This window comes from Streptomyces sp. NPDC012825, assembly GCF_042900925.1.
Classification (GTDB): domain Bacteria; phylum Actinomycetota; class Actinomycetes; order Streptomycetales; family Streptomycetaceae; genus Streptomyces.
Map to the genome: position 1 here is coordinate 343616 of NZ_JBIBBZ010000004.1, position 22178 is coordinate 365793.

Genomic DNA, 22178 nt, shown 5'->3' on the forward strand with positions numbered 1-22178 from the left:
GGGTTCGGCCTTTCACCGGAGCAGGTAGGGCATGTTGACGGTGACCGCGCCGGTGGGGCAGCGCGCCGCGCACGGGCCGCAGTACCAGCACTCGTCGACGTGCATGTACGCCTTGCCGTCCTCCTCGCGGATCGCGAGCGAGTCGAGCGGACACATGTCGACGCAGAGCGTGCAACCGTCGATGCACTTCGACTCGTCGATGGTCACGGGCACGTCGGCGCGCTGGGGGACCAGAGGCATGGCTGTCTCCAGGGAAGGGGTGTCGTTCGGGGGGCGTCGTGGTTCAGAGGGAGCGGCGCAGGATCCCGCTCATGGTGATGCGGTCGCCGCGGAAGCGGATGAACTCCAGGTCCACCGGCCGGCCGTCGGGCAGACAGGTCAGCCGCTCCAGCATCAGGACGGCCGCCCCGCGCGGGGCCTGGAGCACGGCGGCGGAGTGCGCGTCGGCGTTGACGGCCTCCAGGGTGATCTCCGCGTGCCCGAGCGGAGAGCCGGTGAGCTGCTCCAGGAGCCGGAAGACGTCCGTGTTCTCCAGGTCGCAGTCCAGGAGCCGGGCGCCGACGTCCATCGGCAGGTAGGACAGGTCCAGGGAGAGCGGCAGCCCGTTGAGGCGCCGCAGCCGCTCGATGCACAGCACGTCGGAGTGCTCGGGAAGCCCGAGCCGGTGGGCCACCGGGCCGGGCGCCCCGACCGGTCCCACGGTCCGCACCTCGTTGGTGACCCGGCCGTGCTCGTGCAGGGTCTCGGCGAGACCCTGGAGCCGGTCCAGGCCGTGCGGGTACTTCTCGCCGACCACCACCGTGCCGACCCCCGGCTGCCGGTCGACCAGCTGCTCGCCGCGCAGCAGGTCCAGGGCCTGCCGCACGGTGTTGCGGCTGGCCCGGTAGTCGGCCGCGAGGACGTCCTCCAGGGGCAGGACCCCGCCGGGGAAACCGCCCGCCAGGACCTGGTGGCGCAGCAGGTCGGCGAGCTGCCGCGCCCGGTCCGCCCGGAGACGCCGACGGCGGGCGGCGGCGACGGGGCGGGCGGCGGGAGCGGGTTCGGCGGGCATGACACGGAACGTAGCGGGGGACCGGCCCCGGTGGTGTTGCCACAACATTGCGCCACCTGACGCCCCCTCCGCACCCTTCTGACCTGGGGGTACGTGGAAGCGGCGACGAGTTCCGCCACTCGGCCGCCCATCACGTGGACGGTCGGCGGCCCACGATGTGGATCGGGGTGCGCGCCCGGGGCCGGGTCCGTCAGACCGCGTGCCCGTCGACCTCGTGGCGGAGGGCGGCGGAGAGCCGGTGGTGGAGGAGGCCGAGGACCGGCTCGCCCGGCCCGAACAGGCTGGCGGCGAGCTTCCAGTAGCGCCGGATCAGGACGCTGTCGCCCCGGTCGAGCACGGGGACGAGACCGCGCCGGAAGTCCGGGGTGTCCCGTACGCCCTGCGCGGCGGCGTACGCCGAGACGAAGCAGTCCAGAGCCCCGCCGGTCCGCCCGGTCCGCTCCTCCGCCCCGGCCAGCGCGTACGCCTCGGCCAGGCCCTCGTACAGCACGTCCGGCCGGTACGCGCCCTCCGGCAGCGGCTGCGCGCTCCGGCACGCGGCACCGGGGAACGGACCGGAGGCGAGCGCGTGCAGCCGGGCGAAGTCCAGTACGCGCGCGGGGCTCGGTTCCACCGGGGGCTGCGGCACCACCGAGTCCAGGACCAGGGACACCGTCCGGCCCGAGAGCCCCACCGGCAGGATCCGGCGCCAGAACCGGACCAGGGCGTCCGTGCCGGGCGGCGCGGGCACGGCGCCGAGCAGCCGGGCCCGGTCCGCGCGCTCCCCGTCGGGGCACTCCTGGAGCGACCGCAGGGCGGCCTCCTGCCAGCGCAGCGCGGCCAGCCGGGAGCCGACGTCCCGCAACCGGTCCGCGAGGACCTCCGCCGGAACCCCGTCCCGGTCGAGGACCCTCTCCACCTCGGGCACCGGCAGGTCGAGCGCGCGCAGGGAACGGATCAGAAGGAGCCGGTCGAGCGCCCCCGGCCCGTACCGGCGGTGCCCGCCCGAGCTGCGGGCCGCCTCGGGCAGCAGGCCGCGGTCGGAGTAGTAGCGCACGGTCTTGACGGTGACGCCCGCCCCGGCGGCCAGTTCCCCGATGCTCCACAGGCCGTCGGACACCACGACACGCACCTCCCGGAAAGGGCCGACCGTCCTCGGACACGCCCATTCTGACGCCGGGCCCGCCGTCCGTGGTGCGCATGCGCATGCGATACGGCGGGGTCCTTGTCCGACGAGGACGCCGGAAGCGGCTCTTGAACCTCCCGCAGGGGGAGGTCCTAGCGTCGGGGCGGCGGACACGGCCGCGAAAGATCCAGAAGAGGAGAGGAGACGCTCATGACGGCGTTCGTACTGGTACCGGGCAGCTTCACCGGCGGTTGGGTGTGGGAGGAGACGGCGGCCCGGCTCCGGAGGGCGGGCGACGAGGCGCACCCGGTGACCCTGACCGGCATGGACGGCCGGCGCGAAGGGGCCGGGACCGGGCTGAAGACGCACGTCGAGGACCTGGTACGGCTGATCGACGGCCTCACGGAGACCGAGGTGGTCCTCGTGGGCCACGGGTACGGCCTCCACCCGGTGCTCGGCGCGGCCGACCGGCGGCCCGGGCGGGTCACCCGGATCGTCGCCCTGGACACGCCCCTCCCGCAGGACGGAGAGCCGGCCGCGCGCTCCGTACCCGACCCCGGGGGCCGGGTCGGCGCGGACGGACGGGTCTCGCCGCCGACGCGGGAGACCCGGTCCCGCTGGGGCGGCCTCGAAGGCATCCCCGCCGAGGCCCTCGCCCGCCTGGAGCGCCTCGCCGTGCCCCAGCCGGCCGCCACGCTCACCGAACCGCTCCGCCCGACCGGAGCCGCCTCCGCCCTGCCGGTCACCGGCGTCCTGTGCACGGCCGGCGGGTCGGACATCTCCACGGTCGAGATGCTGGTGGAGTCGGGTCCGCCCCGGTTCCGCGCACTGGCCGACGACCGGTTCCGCTTCCTCGAACTCGCCACCGGACACTGGCCGATGCTCTCCGCGCCCGCCGAACTCGCGAAGACCCTGCGCCGCGCGGCGGCGGGCGAGGGCCACCGGGTGACCGCACCCGCGGACGGGCGGCCGACGCACCTCCGGCCCTTCCTGGAAGGCGTACGGGACGTCCCCGAGGTCCCGCGCGAACGCCACGGCCGGGTCGACCTCCACCTCCCGGACGCCGCAGGACCCCGGCCGGCGATCGTCTTCGTCCACGGCGGCCCGGTCGACCCCGACCAGCGGCCCACCCCGCGCGACACGCCGTTCCTCCTGGGATACGGGCGCCTCGCGGCGGGCGCGGGCGCCGTCGGCGCCACCCTGGACCACCGGCTCCACGGCCTCGCCGACTACGCCCTCGCCGCCGAGGACCTCGCCGGGGCCGTCGCACTCGTCCGCGCCGACCCGCGCGTCGACGGGGAGCGGATCGCCCTCTGGTTCTTCTCCGGCGGCGCGCTCCTCGCGGCGGACTGGCTCGACGCGCCCCCGCCGTGGCTGCGGTGCGTGGCCGCCACCTACCCGATGCTCGCGCCACTGCCCGGCTGGGAGGCGGTGGAGCCCCGCTTCCGCCCGGCCGACGCGGTGGGCGCGGCGGACGGGCCGCCGGTGGTCGTGACCCGGGCCGGACGGGAGCACCCGGCGATCGCGGCGACGGTCGAGGCGTTCCTGACCGCCGCCGGGAGGCGCGGCGCCCGCGTCGAGACCGTCGACGTGCCCCACGGCCGCCACGGCTTCGAACTGCTCGACCCCACCGAGGAGTCGGCCGAGGCCGTGGAGCGGGCGGTGGCGGCGGTGCTCTCGCGCCTGGGGGAGTGACGGCCGTACGCGCTCGCGGTCGGCCTACACCGCCCGGCGTGCCGGCGGACGGTCCCCTTGCCCGCGTGGGAGTGGGAGAACGACTGCTTCGCCTTCGCGTACCTGGGCGTCGAGCACGGGAACGGTCCGCCGCTGCGGCCGGAGTTCGTCGCCGGGGTGGCCCGCGTCCTCGGCCGTCGGACCCGGTTGCTCGCGGGGAAGACATGACCGTGCGCCGCCGGTGGGCCGGCGGCGCGTGGACGGGTCAGGGAGCGACCGTCTCCGTGGTGATCAGTTCGACCAGGGCCGGCAGGCCGCCCTCGGCCAGGGCGCGGCGCTGGCGGTCGGCCGAGGTGCCCTCCTGGAGCAGTCGGTGCAGCAGGGAGGACACCTCGCGGGTGTCGCCGGCCTCGTCGAGGGCGGGTGTGATGTGTTCGAGCAGTGAGCACAGCACGTCGCCCGCCCGGCGCGAGCACCCCTCCGGGTCGACGAGCAGGCCGCTCAGGCCGTGCCGGGCCGCGTGCCAGTTGGACGCCTGGAGGAGTTCGGGAGAGCAGTCGGGGAGCGGCGCCCCGGCCTTCTCCTCGCCGATCGCCGTGGCGACCAGGGCCCGGACGATCCCGGCGAACATGACCGCCTCGTCGGCGCGCAGCTGCACGTCGGCGCAGCGCACCTCGACCGTCGGGTACCGGTCGGACAGGCGGGCCTGCCAGTACAGCTGACCGGTGTCGGTGATGATGCCGGTGTCGAGGAGGGCCTGGACGCGGTCCTCGTGGTCCGCGAGCGAGGTGAAACGGGGCGGCGGGCCGCTGACCGGCCACCGGCCGAAGATCACCGTGCGCCAGCTCGCGAACCCGGTGTCGCCGCCGTCCCACAGGGGCGAGTTCGCGGACATGGCCACCAGGACCGGCAGCCAGACCCGGATGCGGCTCAGGACGGCGACGCCCATCTCGCGGTCCGGCACGGCCGCGTGCACGTGCATCCCGTTGACCAACTGCTCGGCCACGAGCTGCGGGGCCTGGGTGGACATCGCCAGGTAGCGGGCCTTCCGGGTGACCGGCACGGGTGCCGTCTCCCGGTAGGGGGCCGTCGCGCAGGCGGCGAGTCGGCAGCCGTTCCGCTCCGCCGCCATGCCGAGCGCGTGCCGCAGGCGCAGCAGGTGGCCGCCGACCTCCTCCAGGTCCGTGCACACCGGGGTGGCGACCTCCACCTGCGCCTGGAGCAGCTCCGACTGGACCTCGGAACCCTCGACGAGCGGCTGCAGTCCGGCGGACGCGCGCACCTGGTCACCGAGCGGAACCGGAAGGCATGTGTCCGGATCGAGCAGCAAGTACTCTTCCTCGACCCCAATAGTGATCATGTCTCCCGAATACCCCGGATCGGACAGAGGGAATCGGTCCGGAGGACACCGCTTTTCCGCAGGTCACGCGGGTGATACCACCCGGCTGCGGACGGTGAGGGAAAGCGCGTCCCCTCACGGGCCCAGATGGCGCTGCATCCAGTCGGCGGCGGTCCGGCGGAACAGCCGCCTGTTGTCCGCCCGCCGGAACTCGTGCCCCTCGTCACGCAGCGTGAGCATCTCGGCCGGCAGCCCCCGCTCCCGCGCGGCCCGCACCATCTGCTCGGACTCGCCCGGCGGAACGTTCGTGTCGTACTCGCCGTGCACCGCGAGCAGCGGCACGCGCAGCTCGTCGACCCGGCTCATGGGGGACAGGGCGCGCAGCAGCTCCCGGTCGCGCACCGGATGGCCGTACTTGTGCGCCGCCGACTCGGCGATCCAGGGCTCCGTCCCCGCGAAGAACGTCGCGAGGTCCGACATCCCGCACACCGCGACCCCGGTCCGGAACAGCTCGGGGTGCCACACGAGGGACGCCATCGTCAGATAGCCGCCGTACGAGCGCCCCATCACCGCCAGGCGCGTCGGATCGGCCAGGCCGTCCAGGATCACGTGCGCCGCGCAGTCGGCCACGTCGTCGATCGCCGCGAACCGCCCCGTACCGAGGTCTGCGTCCACGAACGGCCGGCCCCAGCCCGACGAGCCGCGCACGTCGGGCGCGAAGACGTCGAGGCCCCGGCCGAGGAGTTCGTGGTACAGCGGATCGAACACCGGTCGTTCCTGCTCCTCCGGCCCGCCGTGCAGATGGATCACGCAGGGGGCCGGACGTCCGGCGTCACGGCCGGGCGCCCGGTAGTACCACCCGCCCAGGTGCAGCCCGTCGCGGGCCACCGGCCGCAGCGGTACGGGCCGTACGGGCGGCCGGCCCGGGGGCACGGCGTCCTCGTCCCGTGACGACCACGGCGTCCGCGCCGACAGCGCCCCGGCGCCGGGAGGGGCCCACCACACGCCCGGACGGCGCTGCGGACCCGACACGGCGAGGACCATCCCGGCCGGTCCGGCCCGGGTGATCCGGGTGACCACCTCGTGCGGCAGCGGCACCCGCCGGGGCCGCGCCGCCGTGGACAGGCTCAGGGTCTCCAGCTCGCTCGCGCCCCGCACGTTCCACGCGAGCGCGGCCGTGCGCCCGTCCTCGGCGAACGCGAGGAGCTCCAGGTCGCTGTCCTCGCGCTCGGCCACCACGGACAGGCCGAGACGCCCGCCGTCCTCGTCGAGGGAGGCCGCGAGGAGCGCCGCGAACCGGCGCTCGTGGTCGCTGCGCAGCCACAGCGTGCGTCCGTCCCGCGCGAACCGTCCGATCCACGGGTCCCCGTCGCCGACCCGCAGGACGGACCCGGTCGTGAGATCGGCCGTGCGCACCACCACCGCCTCCCGCCGGCCGCGCGGTCCCCGGCGCACCAGGGCGAACCGGCCGTCCTGGCTGACGTCGCACACCCGCAGCGTCGCGGCGCCCGACTCGGCGGCGACGAGCACGGGGGACGCGAGCCCGGAGGGATCGACCAGATAGGCGGTGAGCCGGTCCGGCGCCCCGCCGTCGAGACCGGGGCCCTCGCCGTCGAGGCCGCTCGTCCCCGAGCCGGGGGCGAGACCGGGGACGACGGGGCCGAGGCCGGGGACGACGGGACCGAGACCGGGGACGACGGGGCCGAGACCGACAAGGCCGGGGCCGTGCCCGGGCCCGGCCCCGTCCGATCCCACGTCCCCGCGCCCGGCACCGCCCAGCAGCGTGGCCGGGCCGTCGCGCTCCGCCCAGCCCGCGGGCAGGTCCGCGAACACGGTCTCGTGGTCCGGGGAGGTCTGCTCCCACTGGGCCGTGCGGCCCGCCGGGGGCGGCGGCTCGGCCACCGTGACCGCCACGGCCGAGCCGTCGCGCGTCCAGCAGCCCAGGTAGGCGGAGCTGCCCGCGTCCGCGCCCGCCACGATCCGGCGGCCGGTGCCGTCCGGTCGTACGCACAGGACGCGGGTGTGCTCGCCGCCCCCGGGGGCGACCGTGTAGGCGATCCACCGTCCGTCGGGGGACCAGGCCACCTCCGTGACCGGATCGGGGTCCGCGTCGAGGAGGTGGATCTCCTCGCCGTTCACCGCCCCGGTCCAGAGCTGGGGGACGCCCGTCCGGTCGCAGATGAACGCCACCCATTCGCCCGTGGGGTCCACGGACGGGTACCAGCAGCCGTGCGAGACCAGTGGCCGGGGCGTGTCGCGGGTCCCGGCGGCGTCGGCCAGCGGCACCGGCACGGGCGCCGCCGACATCGCTCCGATCAGTCGATCCCGTGCGTCTGCAGCCATATCTCCAGCAACGCTACGTGCCACAGGGCGTTCGCTCCTCGCTTCGTCCGGTGGTGGTCGGGGGCGGAGAGCAGTTCGGCGACGTACTCGTCCCGGAAGACGCCCCGTGCGCGTGCTTCCGGCGCGGACAGCGCCTGACGCACCCGTTCGAGGACGGGCCCCGCCATGTGGCGGATGGCCGGCACCGGGAAGTAGCCCTTGGGCCGGTCCACGACCTCGCGCGGCAGCAGCTTCCGGCCGGCGTCCTTCAGCACGCCCTTGCCGCCCTGGGCCAGCTTCAGCTCCGGCGGGCAGGCCGCCGCCAGCTCGACCAGCTCGTGGTCCAGGAACGGGACTCTCGCCTCCAGTCCCCAGTCCATGGTCATGTTGTCCACCCGTTTCACCGGGTCGTCGACGAGCATGACGTGGGTGTCGAGCCGCAGCGCCGCGTCGAGCGCGGTCTCGGCCCCCGGCACGCCCATGTGCTCCCGGACGAACAGGCCGGACTCGTCCCGGCCGGTCAGCAGGTGCGGCTGGAGGATCCTGGCGAAGTCGGAGTGCGGACGGTCGAAGTACACCTCCGCGTACTGCTCCGGCTCCCGCTCGCGCGGCACGGAGGCCAGGTCCGGGTACCAGCGGTAGCCGGCGAACACCTCGTCGGCGCCCTGGCCGCTCTGGACGACGCTCACCTCCTTGGAGACCAGCTCCGAAAGGAGGTGGAACGCGACCACGTCATGGCTGATCATGGGCTCGCTCATGGCGAGGACCGCGCTGTCCAGGGCGGTCGACACCCGGTCCGAGGGGACCATGAGCTGGTGGTGCTCGGTGTCGTAGTGGCGCGCGACCAGGTCCGAGTAGTAGAACTCGTCGCCCTCCTCGCCGCCCTCCGCCTCGAACCCGACGCTGAACGTGGCCAGGTCCTTCTGGCCCTCCTCGGCGAGGAGCCCGACGATCAGGGACGAGTCGAGCCCGCCGGAGAGCAGCACGCCGACCGGCACGTCGGCGACCATCCGGCGGCGCACCGCCGTCCGCAGCGAGTCGAGGACCGCGTCGCGCCAGTCGCCCGCGTCCATGCCCGCGTACTCGGGACGCCGGGTGTACGACGGCTGCCAGTAGACCCGGTCGCGGTACGAGCCGTCCGGCTCCACCACGCGCACCGTGGCGGGCGGCAGCTTGCGCACTCCGTTGAGGACGGTCCGCGGGGCCGCCACCGTGGCGTGCCAGCTCAGGTACTGGTGCAGGGCGACGGGGTCCAGGGACGTGTCGACGCCGCCGCCCGCGAGCAGCGCGGGCAGGCTGGAGGCGAACCGCAGCCGGCCCGGGGAGTGGGACAGGTACAGCGGCTTGATGCCCAGCCGGTCGCGGCCGAGCACGAGCCTGCCCGTGTCGTTCTCCACGATGACGAAGGCGAACATGCCCTTGAAGCGGTCGACGCAGTCGACGCCCCACTGGTGGTACGCCTTGAGGACCACCTCGGTGTCCGAGGTGGAGAAGAACCGGTGCCCCAGGGTCTCCAGCTCCCGCCGGAGCTCCTGGTAGTTGTACACGCACCCGTTGAACACGCCCGTGAGCCGGGCCTCGGCGTCCGCCATCGGCTGGGCACCGCGCTCGGACAGGTCGATGATCTTGAGGCGGCGGTGGCCCAGGGCCACCGGGCCCTGCGACCAGATGCCCTGACCGTCGGGGCCGCGGGCCGCCAGACGCTCGGTCATGCGCTCCACCGCGGCCACGTCGGGCCGCCGGTCGTCGAAACGTATCTCACCGCTCAGACCGCACATGTCGCACCCGTTTCTCGAACCCCCGCCGCCCCCGGCGCGTCCGGGGCCTCGCAGCCCTCCTCGACCTCATGTGCATCACTCACTGCAGACTCCTCGAAGACAGGGAGCAGGTGCGCGTGCGCCCCTCGGTACGGGGTGCGCGGCGACCCGCTCCGTACCGCGACTGCCCGGCGGGCCGGGGATCATGCCTTCCGAAGAGTCACGGTGCGTACACCCTCCGTCCACCGCCACCTGGGGTTTTTGTCCTTTTCCCGGGGGAAGTCGAAGCAGCATGGACCACTCACAAGCACCCGTGCTCGACGCCCTGGCCGCGTACCACGCGGAGAACCAGACACCCTTCACCCCGCCCGGCCACAAGCAGGGCCGCGGCGCGGACGCCCGCGTGCGCGCGGTCCTCGGGGACGCCGTCTTCCGGTCCGACGTGCTGGCCACCAGCGGTCTCGACGACCGCACGTCCTCCAAGGGGATCCTGGAGAAGGCGCAGGAGCTGATGGCGGACGCCGTCGGCGCGAAGCACACCTTCTTCTCGACCTGCGGCAGCTCGCTCTCCGTCAAGGCCGCCATGCTCTCCGTCGCCGGGCCCCACGAGAAGCTGCTCGTGGGACGGGACGCGCACAAGTCCGTGGTGTCCGGCCTCGTGCTCGCCGGGATCGTGCCGGTCTGGGTGGACCCCCAGTGGGACGCCGAACTCCACCTCGCGCACCCGCCGTCCGCAGAATCCTTCCGCGCCGCCTTCGCCGAGCACCCGGACGCCCGGGGCGCCCTGGTCACGACGCCGACGCCGTACGGCACCTGCTCCGACCTGGCGGCCATCGCCGACGTCTGCCACGAGCACGGCGTGCCGCTCATCGTCGACGAGGCGTGGGGCGCCCACCTGCCGTTCCACCCGGACCTGCCGACCTGGGCCATGGACGCCGGCGCGGACGTGTGCGTCACCTCCGTGCACAAGATGGGCTCCGGCCTCGAACAGAGCTCGGTCTTCCACCTCCAGGGCGACCTGATCCAGCCCGAGGTCCTCAAGAACCGCGAGGACCTCCTGGGCACCACCAGCCCCTCCGTCCTCGTGTACGCGGCCCTCGACGGCTGGCGCCGCCAGATGGCCCAGCACGGCCACGCCCTCTACGACGACGCGCTCTCCCTGGCCAAGACGGTACGGACGCGGATCGACGGCATCGCCGGCATGCGCGTCCACGGACGCGACGACTTCTGCGGGCCCGGCCGCGCGGCCGACCTCGACCCCCTCCAGGTCATCGTCGACATCACCGGCCTCGGCACCACCGGCTACCGCGTCGCCGACTGGATCCGCGAGCGCCACCACGTCAACCTGCACCTGTCCGACCACCGCCGCACCAGCGCCCAGCTCACCCATGCGGACGACATCCACAGCGCCCAGCTCCTGCTCGACGCCCTGCGCGACGCCGCCGCGCACGCCGACGAACTGCGCCCCGCGCCCCGGGTGGAGGTCGCCGACCCGGCCGACCTGCGTCTGGAGCAGGTCATGCTCCCGCGCGACGCCTTCTTCGGGCGGGTCGAGCAGGTGCCCTGGGAGAAGGCCGTCGGCCGGGTCACCGCCGAGATGCTCACCCCCTACCCGCCCGGCATCCCCGCCGCACTGCCCGGCGAGCGGCTCAACGCCGAGGTCCTGCGGTACCTGCGCAGCGGCGTCGAGGCCGGGATGGTCGTGCCGGACGCGGCCGACACCGAGGTCAGGACCGTACGCGTGAGCGTCGAGGACTGACGGTCCCGTCTCCCCCGGGATCCGGGGGAGACGAGGACCCGTCACAGCCCCGCGGCCGCCTTCTCCCGGAAGCCGTCCCAGGCCCGCTCCGGCACGTCCGCCCGCAGCAGGACGTCCACCGCCGTGCAGGCGAGCGCCTCGGCCGCCGCCAGCACCACCCGCCGCGCCCGGGGCCCGGCCGCCGCCTCCGCGAACTCCGGCGTGTGGTCCGAACCGTCCGCGCCCATGATCGCGACGAACGGATGGATCGCGGGCACGCGCGTACTGACGTTCCCGATGTCCGACGACCCCAGATAGACGCCCGCCACGGGCTCCGAAAGGCGGATCCCCGCCCGCTCCAGGTGCCCGGCGAAGAGGCCGGACAGCACGTCGTTGTCCCGGAAGTGCTCGTACCGGCCGCCCACGTCCGTCACCTCCACCGTCGTTCCGGTGGCGAGCGCCACGCCCCGGGCGCACGTGCGCAGCTCCTCCACGAGCGCTTCCAGGGCCGCCGTGGTCCCGCCGCGCAGCCCGAAGAGTCCCTCCGCGTACTCGGGGACGATGTTCGTGGCCCGGCCCCCGTCCGTGACGATCCCCTGGACGTGCGACCCGGACGGCAGGCGCTTGTGCAGCACGCCGAGCGCGTTGAACAGCTGGATCAGGGCCCCCAGGGCGTCGATCCCCTCCGTGGGGCTGCCCGTCGGGTGCGCGGCCCGCCCGTGGAACCCCACCCGGATCTGCGCGCTGGCGGTCAGCGGGGCCCGCGCCCAGTCGTACACGCCCGGGTGGAACATCAGGGCCGCGTCCACCCCCTCGAACAGGCCCGCCTCCACCTCCGTCACCTTCCCGCCGCCGCGCTCCTCCGCCGGGGTCCCGACGGCGAGCAGCGTCCCCCCGGTTCCGGTTCCGGTTCCGGTCCCGGTTCCGGCCTCGCCGAGCGCGGCCCGCGCGGCGAGCGCCGCGCCGAGGCCGGCCGCCGCGATCAGGTTGTGCCCGCAGGCGTGACCGAGCAGCGGCAGCGCGTCGTACTCCATCAGCAGGGCGACGCACGGCCTCCCGCCCTCCGCCGGGCCCTCCCCTCCCGACCGTCCGACGAAGGCGGTCGGCAGCCCCGCCACGCCGCGCTCCACCCGGAAACCCTCCCGTTCGAGCTCGTCCGCGAGCAGCCGGGACGCCCCGTGCTCCTCGTAGGCCGTCTCGGGTTCGCGGTGCAGCGCGAGGCCCACCTCCCAGAGCCGGTCCGCCCGCGCGGCCACCTCCTCCCGGACACGGGCGTACACGCTTTCCGGGACACGGGCTTCCGGGGTGCGGGACACGGGGGCCTCCTCCGATGCGAACGATCGCCGACACCCCCGCGTCTTCCACGTCCGGCGCGCGCGACGCCCGGAACGGCCGCTTCTTCTCGGGACGCCGGAAGACGCACACGTACATCCCTCGGGGTCGGGTAGGCGCGGCGAACACGAGCGGTGACGGAGGACGGGAGAGGCGTGTCCGAGACGAAGACCCGGGTGGGCGACTGGTGTCGGCACCGGTGGCGCACCGCCCGCACGTCCCTGGAGGAGGCGGTACGGGGCCCCGGCGAGGCGCGCGACGGGATGCTGCTCCAGGCCAAGGGCGCGGCCGCCGCGACCGTCGCCTGGTGCCTCTCCTCCTGGCTGCTGCCCACGAACGTCACGGCGTTCGCCCCGTTCACCGCGCTCCTCGCCCTCCAGTCCACGGTCTACCGCTCGCTGCGGCACTCGGCCCAGTACCTGGGGGCCATGGCGATCGGCACGGCGGTGGCGGCGGGTTTCGGCAGCACCGTCGGCGTCCACGCCTGGGCCCTCTGCGTGCTGGTGTTCGTCGCCCTGCTGGTGGCCCGCCTCGACCTCCTCGGAGGACAGGGCGCCCAGATCCCGGTGGTGGCCCTCTTCGCGTTCGCCGGCGGCGGCGGACGGATCGACTACATCGGCCCCCTGGTCGCGTCCGCCGCCATCGGGGTCTGCTGCGGTCTCGCCGCCCACTTCGCCGTCGCCCCCTCGCCGCACACGGCCACGGCACGGCGCCGGGTCGAGGAGCTGGCCGACCGCGCGCGGACCCTCCTGCGGGACCTGGCCCGGACCGCCGCCGGGAAGTCCGGGGACGAGGACGTACGGGAGGAGGACTGGCCGCGCCGCTGCGAGGACCTGGCCGCACGGGCGAAGGACGCGCGCGCGGCGCTCGAGAGGGAGCAGGAGAACACCAGGCTCAACCCCCGCCGCCCCTGGAACAGCGCCCGCGCCTCGCTCCAGCGCTGCCACGAGACCATCGGCATGGTCGAGCGCGTCGGCACGCACGTCCGCTCCATCGCCCGCGCCCTGACGTACGAGCCCCGGACCCCCGAGCCGTCCGAGCCGCGCCGCGCCTTCGAGGTGTCCGTCTCGGCGGACTTCTCCGCCTCCTACGCCGAACTGCTGCACGCCATCGCCGAGGCGCTCGAAGGTTTCGCCCCGCCCCGGGGACCGGACGACCCCGACCGGCTCCGCGCCCGCGTCGAGGACGCCGAGCGCCGCTACGCCGAGGTGGCGACCGAGGCCGGGTCCGGCGGCCCGGGCGGGGAGGGGGAGTGGCCCGTGCACGGCACGGTCCTTGTGGAGGCGGCGCGGATCCTGGAGGAGATCAAGCACACGGCGGACCTCGCCGCCGACACGCGCGGCTGAGCGGTGACGAGGTCGCGGACGGCCGGACCCCCGGCCCGCGAACGCCCGGGACCGTGTCGGGTGCTCAGCTCACGGTCGTGACCACCGTGGCCGCCGTGACAGCGGCCGTCACCGCCTGCATGTCGCGGATCGCGCGGCGCACGTCCTCCGCCACCCACTGGCCGGCCGCGATCTCCTCCAGGCGCGGGGCGATCTCCTTGCGCGGCACGTCGGGGAAGGCGAGGCGGTGCAGCTTCGCGCCGTGCACGAGGGCGAGGAGGCCCGCCGCGCGCGCGTCGGGCTCGGCGCCGCCGAGGACCACGGACCGCAGCCCGTCCCGCAGTTCGCGCTCCACGGAACCGTCGGCCTCCGGGTAGCGGGTGACGGGGAAGATCCCCAGGACCCGGTGCTGTTCGGCGCGGACGAGACCCCGCCCGCGCAGACTGTCGATCGTGGCCTCCACGGCCTTCCGGGAGTCCTTCGTCAGCCACTCGGTGACCTTCGGGGCCCGGCTCCTCCGGCCCGCCCACTCGGCGATCCGCCGCAGCCGTTCGTCGAGGAGCGGAACGCCGGTCGGCGTCTCGTCCGCCACCCGCAGGCGTCCCCCGTCGACCGCCACGCGCCCGGCCAGGACGAGGTCGAGCAGGATGCCGCCGGCGACGGCCCAGGAGGCGGACTGCCTCTCCTTCGCCGCCCCCGACTCGTCGTCCAGCGACAGCAGCATGATCTCCTCCGCGAGCGTGACCGTCACCCAGTACCTCCTGTTGTCGTGCGCTCCCGGCGGCCGTTCTTCCGGTCGGACGCCCTTCCGCATCCCAGGACGGCCGGGCGCTCCCTCCGGTTCCCGCCGCGTACGGCCCGTCGCTGGTCTGGACCTCCCGGGCGCGGGACGCCAAGCTCTCCCCATGGACTTGGAGCTGAGGCACCTCAAGACGATCCGGGCCATCGCGGACGCGGGGAGTCTCACCCGCGCCGCCACCGCGCTCGGCCTCGCGCAACCCGCCCTCAGCGCCCAGCTCAAACGGATCGAACGCGCTCTGGGCGGCGAGCTGTTCGAGCGGGGCCGGGAGGGGGTGCGGACCACGGCGCTCGGCGACCTCGTCCTGGAACGCGCCCGCGTGGTGCTGCCCGCCGTGTGCGAACTCCAGGAGGAGGCGGTGCGGTTCGCCCGGGACGGGGCGGAGGGCTACCGGCTCGGCGGCACGCACGGCCCGCTGCTCGGCGGCCTCGTCGACCGGATCGCCCGCACCGACCCCGGCACGCCGCTGACCACGTACACCTCGTGGTCGGAGCGCGAGATCGCCGGTGGTGTGGTCGCGGGCCGGCTCGACTTCGCCCTCGTCGGCGTCTGCGGCGAGAGCGGACCGCCCGAGGCGGGCCGGCTCGCCTGGACGGAGGTCGCCCGCGACCCGGTGTACGTGATGCTGGCCGCCGACCACCCGCTGGCGTCCCGCACCGAGATCGAGCTGGCCGAACTGGCGGCGGAGGCCTGGACCGACGTGCCGGGCGACGGCTGTTTCGGCGACTGTTTCGCCGCCGCCTGCGTACGCGCCGGCTTCACCCCGGCCTGCGTGTACGAGACGGACACCGCCTCCTGCGTGCACCTGGTCCAGGTCGGCCGGGCCGTCGGCCTGTGCCGGGCCACCTTCCCCGTCACCCCCGGCCTCGTGACCCGGCCCCTCGCCGGTGCGCCGCTGGTCTGGCGGCACCTGCTCGGCTGGCATCCCGAGGGCCGCGCCGCCGGCCGGGCCGCCGCCGTCCTGAACCACACCAGGGCCGCCCACGAGGAGGCCCTGTCCCGCAGCGCCGGCCGCACGACGGCCCCGGCACCCCGCGAGGGCACCCCGCGCTGACGCGCGCCCGCCCTACCCGTACACCCGACCGCCCTCCCCGTACCCGACCGTCCTCCCGCACCCGCCCCCTGCCCCCGAACAACGCCCCGCCCCCGCCGCCCCTTCGGCCCCCGGCCATAACGCCGTGGCAGGGGCCGACCGACAACTGCCGTCTCCTCGCCGGGATCCCTACGGTTTCAGCAGATCCCCACCGCCAACCGAGGAGACTCCCCATGCTCCGACGACACGCCCGCACGGCGTGTACCGTGCTGGCCGCCGCCGGCCTGGCACTGGCCGGCCTCCAGGCCGGTTCCGCCACCGCGGCCCCGCACGGCGAGGACCGCGCCCCCACCGTCAGAACGGCGGCCGACGCCCTCGGCGCCGCCTCCGCGCAGCCCGAACTCCTCCGCGCCATGCAGCGCGACCTCGGCCTCACCCGCGCCCAGGCCGAGAACCGCCTCGCCAACGAGGCCGAGGCCGGGGCCAGGGCCGCCGGACTCCGCCTGGACCTGGGCGGCGCCTTCGCCGGCGCCTGGGTGGACGGCGCCGAGTCCGGCACCCTGACCGTGGCCACCACCCGCGCCGCCGACGCCGCCGCGATCCGCGCCGCGGGCGCGCGCGCCGAGGTCGTGACGCACGGTCTGACCGCCCTGGAGCGGGCCAAGGAGGCCCTGGACCGGGCCGCCACCGCCGAGGCGCCCGTCCGGTACGTCGACGTCCGCGCCAACGTCCTCGTCGTCGAGGAGGCGCGCGCCGGGGCCGGCGCGCGGCTCGTCGCGGCCACCGGCGTCCCCCGCGACCTGGTGAAGGTGGTCCGCACCGCCGAGGCGCCCCGCCCGCTGTACGACCTCCGGGGCGGCGACGCGTACTACATGAACGGCAGCGGGCGCTGCTCCGTGGGCTTCCCGATCACCAAGGGCACCACGCAGGGCTTCGCCACGGCCGGTCACTGCGGCCGGGCCGGCACCTCCACCAGCGGCTTCAACCAGGTCGCCCAGGGCAGCTTCCAGGCCTCGGTCTTCCCCGGCAACGACATGGCCTGGGTCGCCGCCAACTCCAACTGGACCGCCACCCCGTACGTGAAGGGCGCGGGCGGCGCCAACGTCCAGGTGACCGGCTCGGTCCTCCAGCCCGTCGGCTCCTCCGTGTGCCGCTCCGGCTCGACCACCGGCTGGCACTGCGGCACCGTGCAGCAGCACAACACCAGCGTGACCTACCCGGAGGGCACCATCTCCGGCGTCACCCGCACCACGGTCTGCGCCGAGCCCGGCGACTCCGGCGGCTCGTACATCTCCGGCAGCCAGGCCCAGGGCGTGACCTCGGGCGGTTCCGGCAACTGCTCCAGCGGCGGCACGACCTACTTCCAGCCGCTGAACCCGATCCTCCAGAACTACGGCCTGACCCTGAAGACCACCACCGACCCGGGCCCCGGCCCCGGTCCCGGCCCCGAGCCGGAGCCGGGCGGCACGTGGGCGGCCGGCAAGGTCTACGCGGCCGGTGACACCGTCACCTACGGCGGCGCCACCTACCGCTGCCTCCAGGGCCACCAGGCCCAGACCGGCTGGGAGCCGTCCAACGTCCCGGCCCTGTGGCAGCGCGTCTGACGCGCGGTCCGTCCTCGGGGTGACCGGGGGTGCCACGGCTCCGAGGGGGTGCCGCGGCACCCCCTCCTCGCGTGTCCGGGCCCCTCACGCCTCCGCGAGGCCGCCCCGGGCGATCACCTCCGCGTACCAGCGGGCGCTGTCCTTCGGCGTCCGCCGCTGCGTCGCGAAGTCCACGTGGACGATGCCGAACCGCTTGCCGTAGCCGTACGCCCACTCGAAGTTGTCCAGGAGCGACCACAGGAAGTAGCCCCGCACGTCCGCCCCGTCCTCCAGGGCCCGGTGGACCGCCGCCAGGTGCGCGTGCAGATAGGCCACCCGCTCCGGGTCCTTCACGTTCCCCGACGGGTCGGCGTAGTCGTCGTACGCCGCCCCGTTCTCCGTGATCACCAGCGGGACGCCCGGCAGTTCGTCCCGCAGCCGGACGAGCAGCTCGTGCAGCCCGTCCGCGTCCACCGGCCAGTCCATGGCCGTGCGCGGCCCCGGCGCCGGCACGAACCGCACGTGCCGCTCCGCGCCCGCCCACGGCGACGGCGACTCCGAGGAGCCCGCCGCGACGACGGACGGGGAGTAGTAGTTGATGCCGAGCGAGTCGATCGGCGCCGCCGCCGTCGCCAGGTCCCCCTCCCGTACGAACGACCAGTCCGTGACCGACGCGGTGTCGCGGACCAGGTCCTCCGGGAGCCGCCCGTGGAAGACCGGGTCCAGGAAGATCCGGTTGCCGACGGCGTCGATCCGACGGGCCGCGTCCAGGTCCTCGGGAGCCTGCGTGAGGGACCGTACGGCGTGCAGGTTGAGGGTCAGGGAGACCTCGGCGGACCCGGGCAGCGCGCCGCGCAGCGCCCGCGCCCCCAGGCCGTGCGCCAGGTTGAGGTGGTGGGCGGCGCGCAGCGCGGCCAGGTCGTCGGTGCGGCCCGGCGCGTGCACGCCGTTGCCGTAGCCGAGGAAGGCGGCGCACCACGGCTCGTTGAGCGTGGTCCAGGTCGCCACCCGGTCCCCGAGCGCGTCCGCCATGATGCCCGCGTACTCGGCGAAGCGGTACGCGGTCTCCCGGTGCGGCCAGCCGCCCGCGTCCTCCAGCTCCTGCGGCAGGTCCCAGTGGTAGAGCGTCGCCACGGGCCGGATCCCGGCCTCCAGGAGGGAGTCGGCCAGGCGCCGGTAGAAGTCCAGGCCCTTGCGCACGGCCGGCCCGCGCCCGGTGGGCTGGACCCGGGGCCAGGCGATCGAGAAGCGGTAGTCGGTCACGCCGAGCCGGCGCATCAGGGCGACGTCCTCGTCCACCCGGTGGTAGTGGTCGGCGGCGATGTCGCCGGTGTCGCCGTTGCGGACCTTGCCCGGCGTGCGGCTGAAGGTGTCCCAGATGGACGGGGTGCGGCCGTCCTCGGCCGCCGCCCCCTCGATCTGGTAGGCGGCCGTGGCGGTGCCCCAGCGGAAGCCCTCGGGGAAGCGGAGCGTGGTCGTCGGTTCGGTGCGGGCGTCGAGCGCGGTCATGGGGTGGGAACTCCCTGGGGTGAGACGTTCTGTGGGGAGGGGGAAGAGGCGGAGGGGGACGGTCAGCCCTTGACCGCGCCCTGCATGATGCCGCCGACGATCTGCCGGCCGAGCAGGCCGAAGACGAGCAGCACCGGCAGGGTGCCGAGCAGCGTGCCCGCCATGATCACGGACTGGTCGTGGACGTAGCCGCCGCCGAGCTGGCGCAGGGCGACCTGGACGGTGGGCTCGGAGGAGGTCAGGGCGACGACGGGCCAGAAGAAGTCGTTCCACGAGGCCATGAAGGTCAGCAGGCCGAGCACGGCCATGCCGGGCCGGGCGATCGGCACGACGATCGACCAGAAGATCCTGGCCGTGGACGCGCCGTCGACGCGGGCCGCCTCGATCAGCTCGTCGGGCAGCGACTGCACCAGGTACTGGCGCATGAAGAACACCCCGAACGCGGAGACCAGGCCCGGCAGGATCACCGACTGGAGCTGGTTCACCCAGCCCAGTTCGGCGATCAGCATGAACAGCGGGATCACACCCAGTTGCGGCGGGATCATCATGGTGCCGACGGTGACCGCGAGCAGCGCGCCCCGCCCCTTGAAGCGCAGCTTGGCGAAGGCGAAGCCGGCCAGGGTGCAGCACAGGACGGTGCCGAGGGTGATCGAGCCGGAGACGATGAACGAGTTGAGCAGCGCCTTGCCGATGTCGGCCTCTTCGAGGACCGCCTCGAAGTTCTTGATCAGGTTCGGTCCCGGGAGCAGGGTCGGCGGGACCTTCGCCAGGTCGGCGTTGGAGCGGCTCGCGGCGACGATCGTCCAGTAGAACGGGAACGCCGAGAACAGCACGGCGACGATCAGGATGCCGTAGGCGAGGGGGCCCGCGTGCAGGGTGCGGCCCGCCCGGGAGGCCCCCCGGCGCGGCGTCCGGCCGGGCTCCGGGGCGGGGGGAGCGACCGGGGGAGCGGCGGGCGCCGCCGGGGCGATCGGCGCGGTCATCGGCCGGCCTCCTTGCGGGAACGGCGGCGCGCGATCAGGGCGTTGAGCCCGACCAGCACCACGATGAGCAGGAACATCACCCAGGCGATGGCCGCGGCCCGACCCAGGTGGAAGAAGCCCCAGCCCTGCTCGTACATGTACAGCCCGAGCGTCTGGTACTGGTGCGAGATGCCGCCCGAGATCGACCCTTCGAGCAGCAGCGGCTCGCCGAACAGCTGGGTCGCGCCGATCGTGGAGACGATGACGGTGAAGACGATGGTGGGCCGCAGTCCGGGCAGCGTGACGTGGAAGAACTGGCGCCACCGCGAGGCCCCGTCCATCGCGGCCGCCTCGTACAGCTCGTCCGGGATCGACTGCATGCCGGCCAGGTAGATCAGCGCGTTGTAGCCGGTCCAGCGCCAGACGACCACCGTCGACACGGCGATCTGCGAGGCGACCGTGCCGTTCTGCCAGTCGACGGGGTCGACGCCGACGAGCCCGAGCGCGTAGTTGATCAGGCCGAAGTCCCGCCCGAAGAGCTGGGCGAAGACGAGGGTGGCGGCGGCGACCGAGGTGGCGTACGGCAGCAGGACCGCCGTGCGCAGGAAGGTCCGGCCGCGCATCCGGTAGTTCAGCAGGTGCGCCAGGCCGATCGCCATGACCAGCTGCGGGACGGTGGAGAGCACGCCGATGGTGAAGGTGTTGCGCAGCGAGGTCCAGAAGTATTCGTCACCGAAGAGCGCGGTGTAGTTGCCGAGTCCGCGCCACTCCATGTCGCCGGGCGTCTGGAGCTCCACCCGGTACAGCGAGACGAAGGCCGTGTAGATCAGCGGGAAGAGGCCGAAGGCGGCGAACAGGGTGAAGAACGGGGTGAGGTAGGCGTACGGGGAGACCTTCTGCCAGGTCCGCCGGGCGGGTCCGGGCCGCCGGGGCGGCGCGGCCGGCTTCGGCGCGGCCTGCCGGGGCCCGGCCGGTGTCTCGGGTGCGGTGAGGGTCACGGTGCGGCCCTTCGGTGTAGGGTCGGAGCGGGGAGGCGGGGCGCCGGACGGACCCCCTCTCCGGGGGTGTCCGTCCGGCGGCACGGGTCAGCCGATGGTGTTCTCGACGCCCTTCCTGGCGTTCGACCAGGCCTTCTCGGGGGCGGTGCCCTTGCGCTCGACCTCGCTCAGCGCGTTGGTGATCTGCTGGGCGATGTTCTGGTCGTGGACGCCGAGGACCTGGACGGGGGCCTCCTTCGCCGCGTCACCGAAGATCTTGCCGATGGGGGCGTTCGAGAAGAAGGGGTCCTTCGCGTCGGCGACCTTGTCGATGGCCCCGGTGGCGGAGGGGAAGTTGCCCTGCTTCCGGAAGAGCTTGGTCTGCTGCTCGGGCGCGGTGAGCCACTCGATTAGCTCGTACGCCTCCTTCTTGTGCTTCGCGGCCTTCGGCACGGCCAGGTAGGAGCCGCCCCAGTTGCCGGCGCCGCCGGGCAGCTTCGCGACGTCCCACTTGCCCTTGCCGGCCTCGCCGGTCTGGCCCTTGATGTAGCCGAGCATCCAGGCGGGGCACGGCATGGTGGCGAAGGAGCCGGCGGAGAAGGCCTGGTTCCACTGTGGGGACCACTGGTCGAGCTTGGCGCTCAGACCGTCGTCCGCGGCCCGGACGGCGTGGTCCCAGGCGGAGCGCAGGGCGGGGTTCTGCTCCCAGATCAGCTTCCCGGAGGCGTCGTAGTAGCGCTCCTTCTCCTGGCCGATCATGATCGAGTAGAGGCTGCCGATGCTGTCGAGCCAGGCGCTCTTGGCGGGGGCCTTCGCCTTGTACTGCTTGCCGAGGTCCAGGTATCCGTCCCAGGTGGCCCACTTCTTCGCGAGCTCCTCGCGGTCGGTGGGCAGCCCGGCCTGCTTGAACAGGTCGGCGCGGTAGCACATGGCCTCCGGGCCGACGTCCGTGCCGAGGCCGAGGACCTCGCCGCCCTTGCCGGTGGCGGCGGCCCACTTGGCGGGGGCGAACTGCTCCTTCAGGGAGTCGGCGCCGTACTTCTTCAGGTCCTCGAACCGGTCGGCCTGCTGCTGGGTGACGGAGGCGATGCGGCCCACCTCGATGCCCTGCACGTCGGCGAGGCCGGCGCCGCCGGCGAGCCGGGTCTGGAGGGACTTCCAGTAGTCGGCCTCGTCCTCGGTGTCCGTCTGCTCGACGGTGACGCCCGGGTGGAGCTTCTCGTACTCCGCGTAGAGCCCGGCCTCCTTGTACCCGAAGGAACCGAAGAGGTCGACGGTGATCGTGACCTTCCCTCCCGCGCTGTCCGAGGACGAGTCGTCCGTCGATCCGCCGCAGGCGGCGAGCAGGGCCCCGGCGAGCGTGACCGCACCCAGGCGGACGACGGCTCTCTTGGCGGCTCGGGCGATGGGCATGGGAAGCCTCCCTTGGCTCCGGAACGAGCGAGAGCGTTTGAGAGCGCTCTCAAGCGTGCGTGGGGAGCGTGCCCGTGCGGTGGTGCATCCGTCAAGGCTCGAAGGCGTAACGGACGGGAGGGGAGCTCAACTCCCGCCCGTGTTCAACCTCTTGACACGCTCGTTTCGAGGGTTTTACGTTTCCGTCACTCTGAGAGCGCTCTCAGCCATTCTGGAGGCCGTGCTTCCGGACTTTCGAACACGAGCCTCCCCGGCCCCG

At 74.2% G+C, this 22178-nt stretch carries 18 protein-coding genes; 6 read left to right on the forward strand and 12 right to left on the reverse strand.

Going from position 1 to position 22178, the window contains the following annotated elements; all coding sequences use genetic code 11:
- Window positions 1-12: 12 nt before the first annotated feature.
- The 3 genes from ACFY7E_RS13140 to ACFY7E_RS13150 all read right to left on the reverse strand — a co-directional run bounded on the left by ACFY7E_RS13140 (window position 13) and on the right by ACFY7E_RS13150 (window position 2153).
- A complete protein-coding gene (locus ACFY7E_RS13140; RefSeq protein ID WP_030313017.1) occupies window positions 13-240 on the reverse strand; it encodes a ferredoxin family protein in 228 nt (75 codons plus the stop codon).
- Between the two features lie 43 nt (window positions 241-283).
- Window positions 284-1051: a GntR family transcriptional regulator gene (locus ACFY7E_RS13145; protein WP_389484016.1), complete on the reverse strand. Its 768-nt coding sequence runs from the start codon at window positions 1049-1051 to the stop codon at window positions 284-286.
- A gap of 190 nt (window positions 1052-1241) precedes the next feature.
- Window positions 1242-2153 carry a MerR family transcriptional regulator gene (locus tag ACFY7E_RS13150; protein ID WP_389484018.1) on the reverse strand — a complete coding sequence of 304 codons (912 nt, stop codon included), beginning with the start codon at window positions 2151-2153 and terminating at the stop codon, window positions 1242-1244.
- Between the two features lie 213 nt (window positions 2154-2366).
- On the opposite strand from ACFY7E_RS13150, the gene ACFY7E_RS13155 reads away from it, so the two are divergent.
- Together ACFY7E_RS13155 and ACFY7E_RS13160 are read left to right on the forward strand one after the other, a co-directional pair.
- Window positions 2367-3851, forward strand: a complete 1485-nt coding sequence (locus tag ACFY7E_RS13155) for an alpha/beta hydrolase (RefSeq protein ID WP_389484020.1) — start codon at window positions 2367-2369, stop codon at window positions 3849-3851.
- Window positions 3852-3908: 57 nt separating this feature from the next.
- The gene (locus ACFY7E_RS13160; RefSeq protein ID WP_389484023.1) at window positions 3909-4058 is read left to right on the forward strand and encodes a hypothetical protein; all 150 of its coding nucleotides are present in this window, start codon (window positions 3909-3911) and stop codon (window positions 4056-4058) included.
- Window positions 4059-4095: 37 nt separating this feature from the next.
- Here the strand turns inward: ACFY7E_RS13160 and ACFY7E_RS13165 are convergent, their stop codons facing one another.
- From ACFY7E_RS13165 to ACFY7E_RS13175, 3 genes are all read right to left on the reverse strand, one after another.
- On the reverse strand, window positions 4096-5190 hold the full coding sequence (locus tag ACFY7E_RS13165) for a glutamate--cysteine ligase (RefSeq protein WP_389484025.1): 1095 nt from the start codon (window positions 5188-5190) through the stop codon (window positions 4096-4098).
- Between the two features lie 114 nt (window positions 5191-5304).
- A complete protein-coding gene (locus ACFY7E_RS13170) occupies window positions 5305-7512 on the reverse strand; it encodes a S9 family peptidase (protein WP_389484027.1) in 2208 nt (735 codons plus the stop codon).
- Window positions 7485-9269, reverse strand: coding sequence for an N-acetylglutaminylglutamine amidotransferase (locus tag ACFY7E_RS13175; protein WP_389484030.1), 1785 nt, complete (start codon window positions 9267-9269; stop codon window positions 7485-7487). Before ACFY7E_RS13175 ends, ACFY7E_RS13170 begins: the two co-directional genes overlap by 28 nt.
- A gap of 271 nt (window positions 9270-9540) precedes the next feature.
- Between ACFY7E_RS13175 and ACFY7E_RS13180 the strand changes: the two genes are divergently transcribed.
- Window positions 9541-11007: an aminotransferase class I/II-fold pyridoxal phosphate-dependent enzyme gene (locus tag ACFY7E_RS13180; RefSeq protein ID WP_389484032.1), complete on the forward strand. Its 1467-nt coding sequence runs from the start codon at window positions 9541-9543 to the stop codon at window positions 11005-11007.
- 41 nt (window positions 11008-11048) lie between these two features.
- Here the strand turns inward: ACFY7E_RS13180 and ACFY7E_RS13185 are convergent, their stop codons facing one another.
- Complete coding sequence (locus tag ACFY7E_RS13185; protein ID WP_389484034.1) at window positions 11049-12302, reverse strand: amidohydrolase; 1254 nt, start codon at window positions 12300-12302, stop codon at window positions 11049-11051.
- Window positions 12303-12473: 171 nt separating this feature from the next.
- Between ACFY7E_RS13185 and ACFY7E_RS13190 the strand changes: the two genes are divergently transcribed.
- Window positions 12474-13664: an aromatic acid exporter family protein gene (locus tag ACFY7E_RS13190; protein ID WP_389484036.1), complete on the forward strand. Its 1191-nt coding sequence runs from the start codon at window positions 12474-12476 to the stop codon at window positions 13662-13664.
- Window positions 13665-13728: 64 nt separating this feature from the next.
- On the opposite strand, the gene ACFY7E_RS13195 is transcribed toward ACFY7E_RS13190, so the two are convergent.
- Window positions 13729-14394 (reverse strand): GPP34 family phosphoprotein, encoded by a 666-nt coding sequence (locus ACFY7E_RS13195; RefSeq protein ID WP_389484038.1) that lies wholly within the window; start codon window positions 14392-14394, stop codon window positions 13729-13731.
- A 154-nt stretch (window positions 14395-14548) separates the two neighbouring features.
- Here ACFY7E_RS13195 and ACFY7E_RS13200 point away from each other — a divergent pair, with 154 nt between their 5' ends.
- Both ACFY7E_RS13200 and ACFY7E_RS13205 read left to right on the forward strand, forming a co-directional pair.
- On the forward strand, window positions 14549-15496 hold the full coding sequence (locus tag ACFY7E_RS13200) for a LysR family transcriptional regulator (protein WP_389484040.1): 948 nt from the start codon (window positions 14549-14551) through the stop codon (window positions 15494-15496).
- A 212-nt stretch (window positions 15497-15708) separates the two neighbouring features.
- A complete protein-coding gene (locus tag ACFY7E_RS13205) occupies window positions 15709-17079 on the forward strand; it encodes a carbohydrate-binding protein (protein ID WP_383434242.1) in 1371 nt (456 codons plus the stop codon).
- A gap of 84 nt (window positions 17080-17163) precedes the next feature.
- Here ACFY7E_RS13205 and ACFY7E_RS13210 read toward each other — a convergent pair whose 3' ends face one another.
- From ACFY7E_RS13210 to ACFY7E_RS13225, 4 genes are all read right to left on the reverse strand, one after another.
- Entirely contained in the window at window positions 17164-18567 is a 1404-nt protein-coding gene (locus tag ACFY7E_RS13210) for a GH1 family beta-glucosidase (RefSeq protein ID WP_389484042.1), read from the reverse strand.
- Between the two features lie 62 nt (window positions 18568-18629).
- Complete coding sequence (locus ACFY7E_RS13215; RefSeq protein WP_389484044.1) at window positions 18630-19550, reverse strand: carbohydrate ABC transporter permease; 921 nt, start codon at window positions 19548-19550, stop codon at window positions 18630-18632.
- Window positions 19547-20527: a carbohydrate ABC transporter permease gene (locus ACFY7E_RS13220; RefSeq protein ID WP_389484046.1), complete on the reverse strand. Its 981-nt coding sequence runs from the start codon at window positions 20525-20527 to the stop codon at window positions 19547-19549. Before ACFY7E_RS13220 ends, ACFY7E_RS13215 begins: the two co-directional genes overlap by 4 nt.
- Before the next feature lie 87 nt (window positions 20528-20614).
- A complete protein-coding gene (locus ACFY7E_RS13225) occupies window positions 20615-21919 on the reverse strand; it encodes an ABC transporter substrate-binding protein (protein ID WP_389484048.1) in 1305 nt (434 codons plus the stop codon).
- Between the last annotated feature and the right edge of the window lie 259 nt (window positions 21920-22178).

Coding starts and splice junctions, on each gene's coding strand:
- ACFY7E_RS13140 (WP_030313017.1), bottom strand. CDS start 240: ATGCCTCTGGTCCCCCAGCGCGCCGACGTGCCCGTGACCATCGACGAG.
- ACFY7E_RS13145 (WP_389484016.1), bottom strand. CDS start 1,051: ATGCCCGCCGAACCCGCTCCCGCCGCCCGCCCCGTCGCCGCCGCCCGC.
- ACFY7E_RS13155 (WP_389484020.1), top strand. CDS start 2,367: ATGACGGCGTTCGTACTGGTACCGGGCAGCTTCACCGGCGGTTGGGTG.
- ACFY7E_RS13165 (WP_389484025.1), bottom strand. CDS start 5,190: ATGATCACTATTGGGGTCGAGGAAGAGTACTTGCTGCTCGATCCGGAC.
- ACFY7E_RS13170 (WP_389484027.1), bottom strand. CDS start 7,512: ATGGCTGCAGACGCACGGGATCGACTGATCGGAGCGATGTCGGCGGCG.
- ACFY7E_RS13175 (WP_389484030.1), bottom strand. CDS start 9,269: ATGTGCGGTCTGAGCGGTGAGATACGTTTCGACGACCGGCGGCCCGAC.
- ACFY7E_RS13180 (WP_389484032.1), top strand. CDS start 9,541: ATGGACCACTCACAAGCACCCGTGCTCGACGCCCTGGCCGCGTACCAC.
- ACFY7E_RS13200 (WP_389484040.1), top strand. CDS start 14,549: ATGGACTTGGAGCTGAGGCACCTCAAGACGATCCGGGCCATCGCGGAC.
- ACFY7E_RS13205 (WP_383434242.1), top strand. CDS start 15,709: ATGCTCCGACGACACGCCCGCACGGCGTGTACCGTGCTGGCCGCCGCC.
- ACFY7E_RS13210 (WP_389484042.1), bottom strand. CDS start 18,567: ATGACCGCGCTCGACGCCCGCACCGAACCGACGACCACGCTCCGCTTC.
- ACFY7E_RS13215 (WP_389484044.1), bottom strand. CDS start 19,550: ATGACCGCGCCGATCGCCCCGGCGGCGCCCGCCGCTCCCCCGGTCGCT.
- ACFY7E_RS13225 (WP_389484048.1), bottom strand. CDS start 21,919: ATGCCCATCGCCCGAGCCGCCAAGAGAGCCGTCGTCCGCCTGGGTGCG.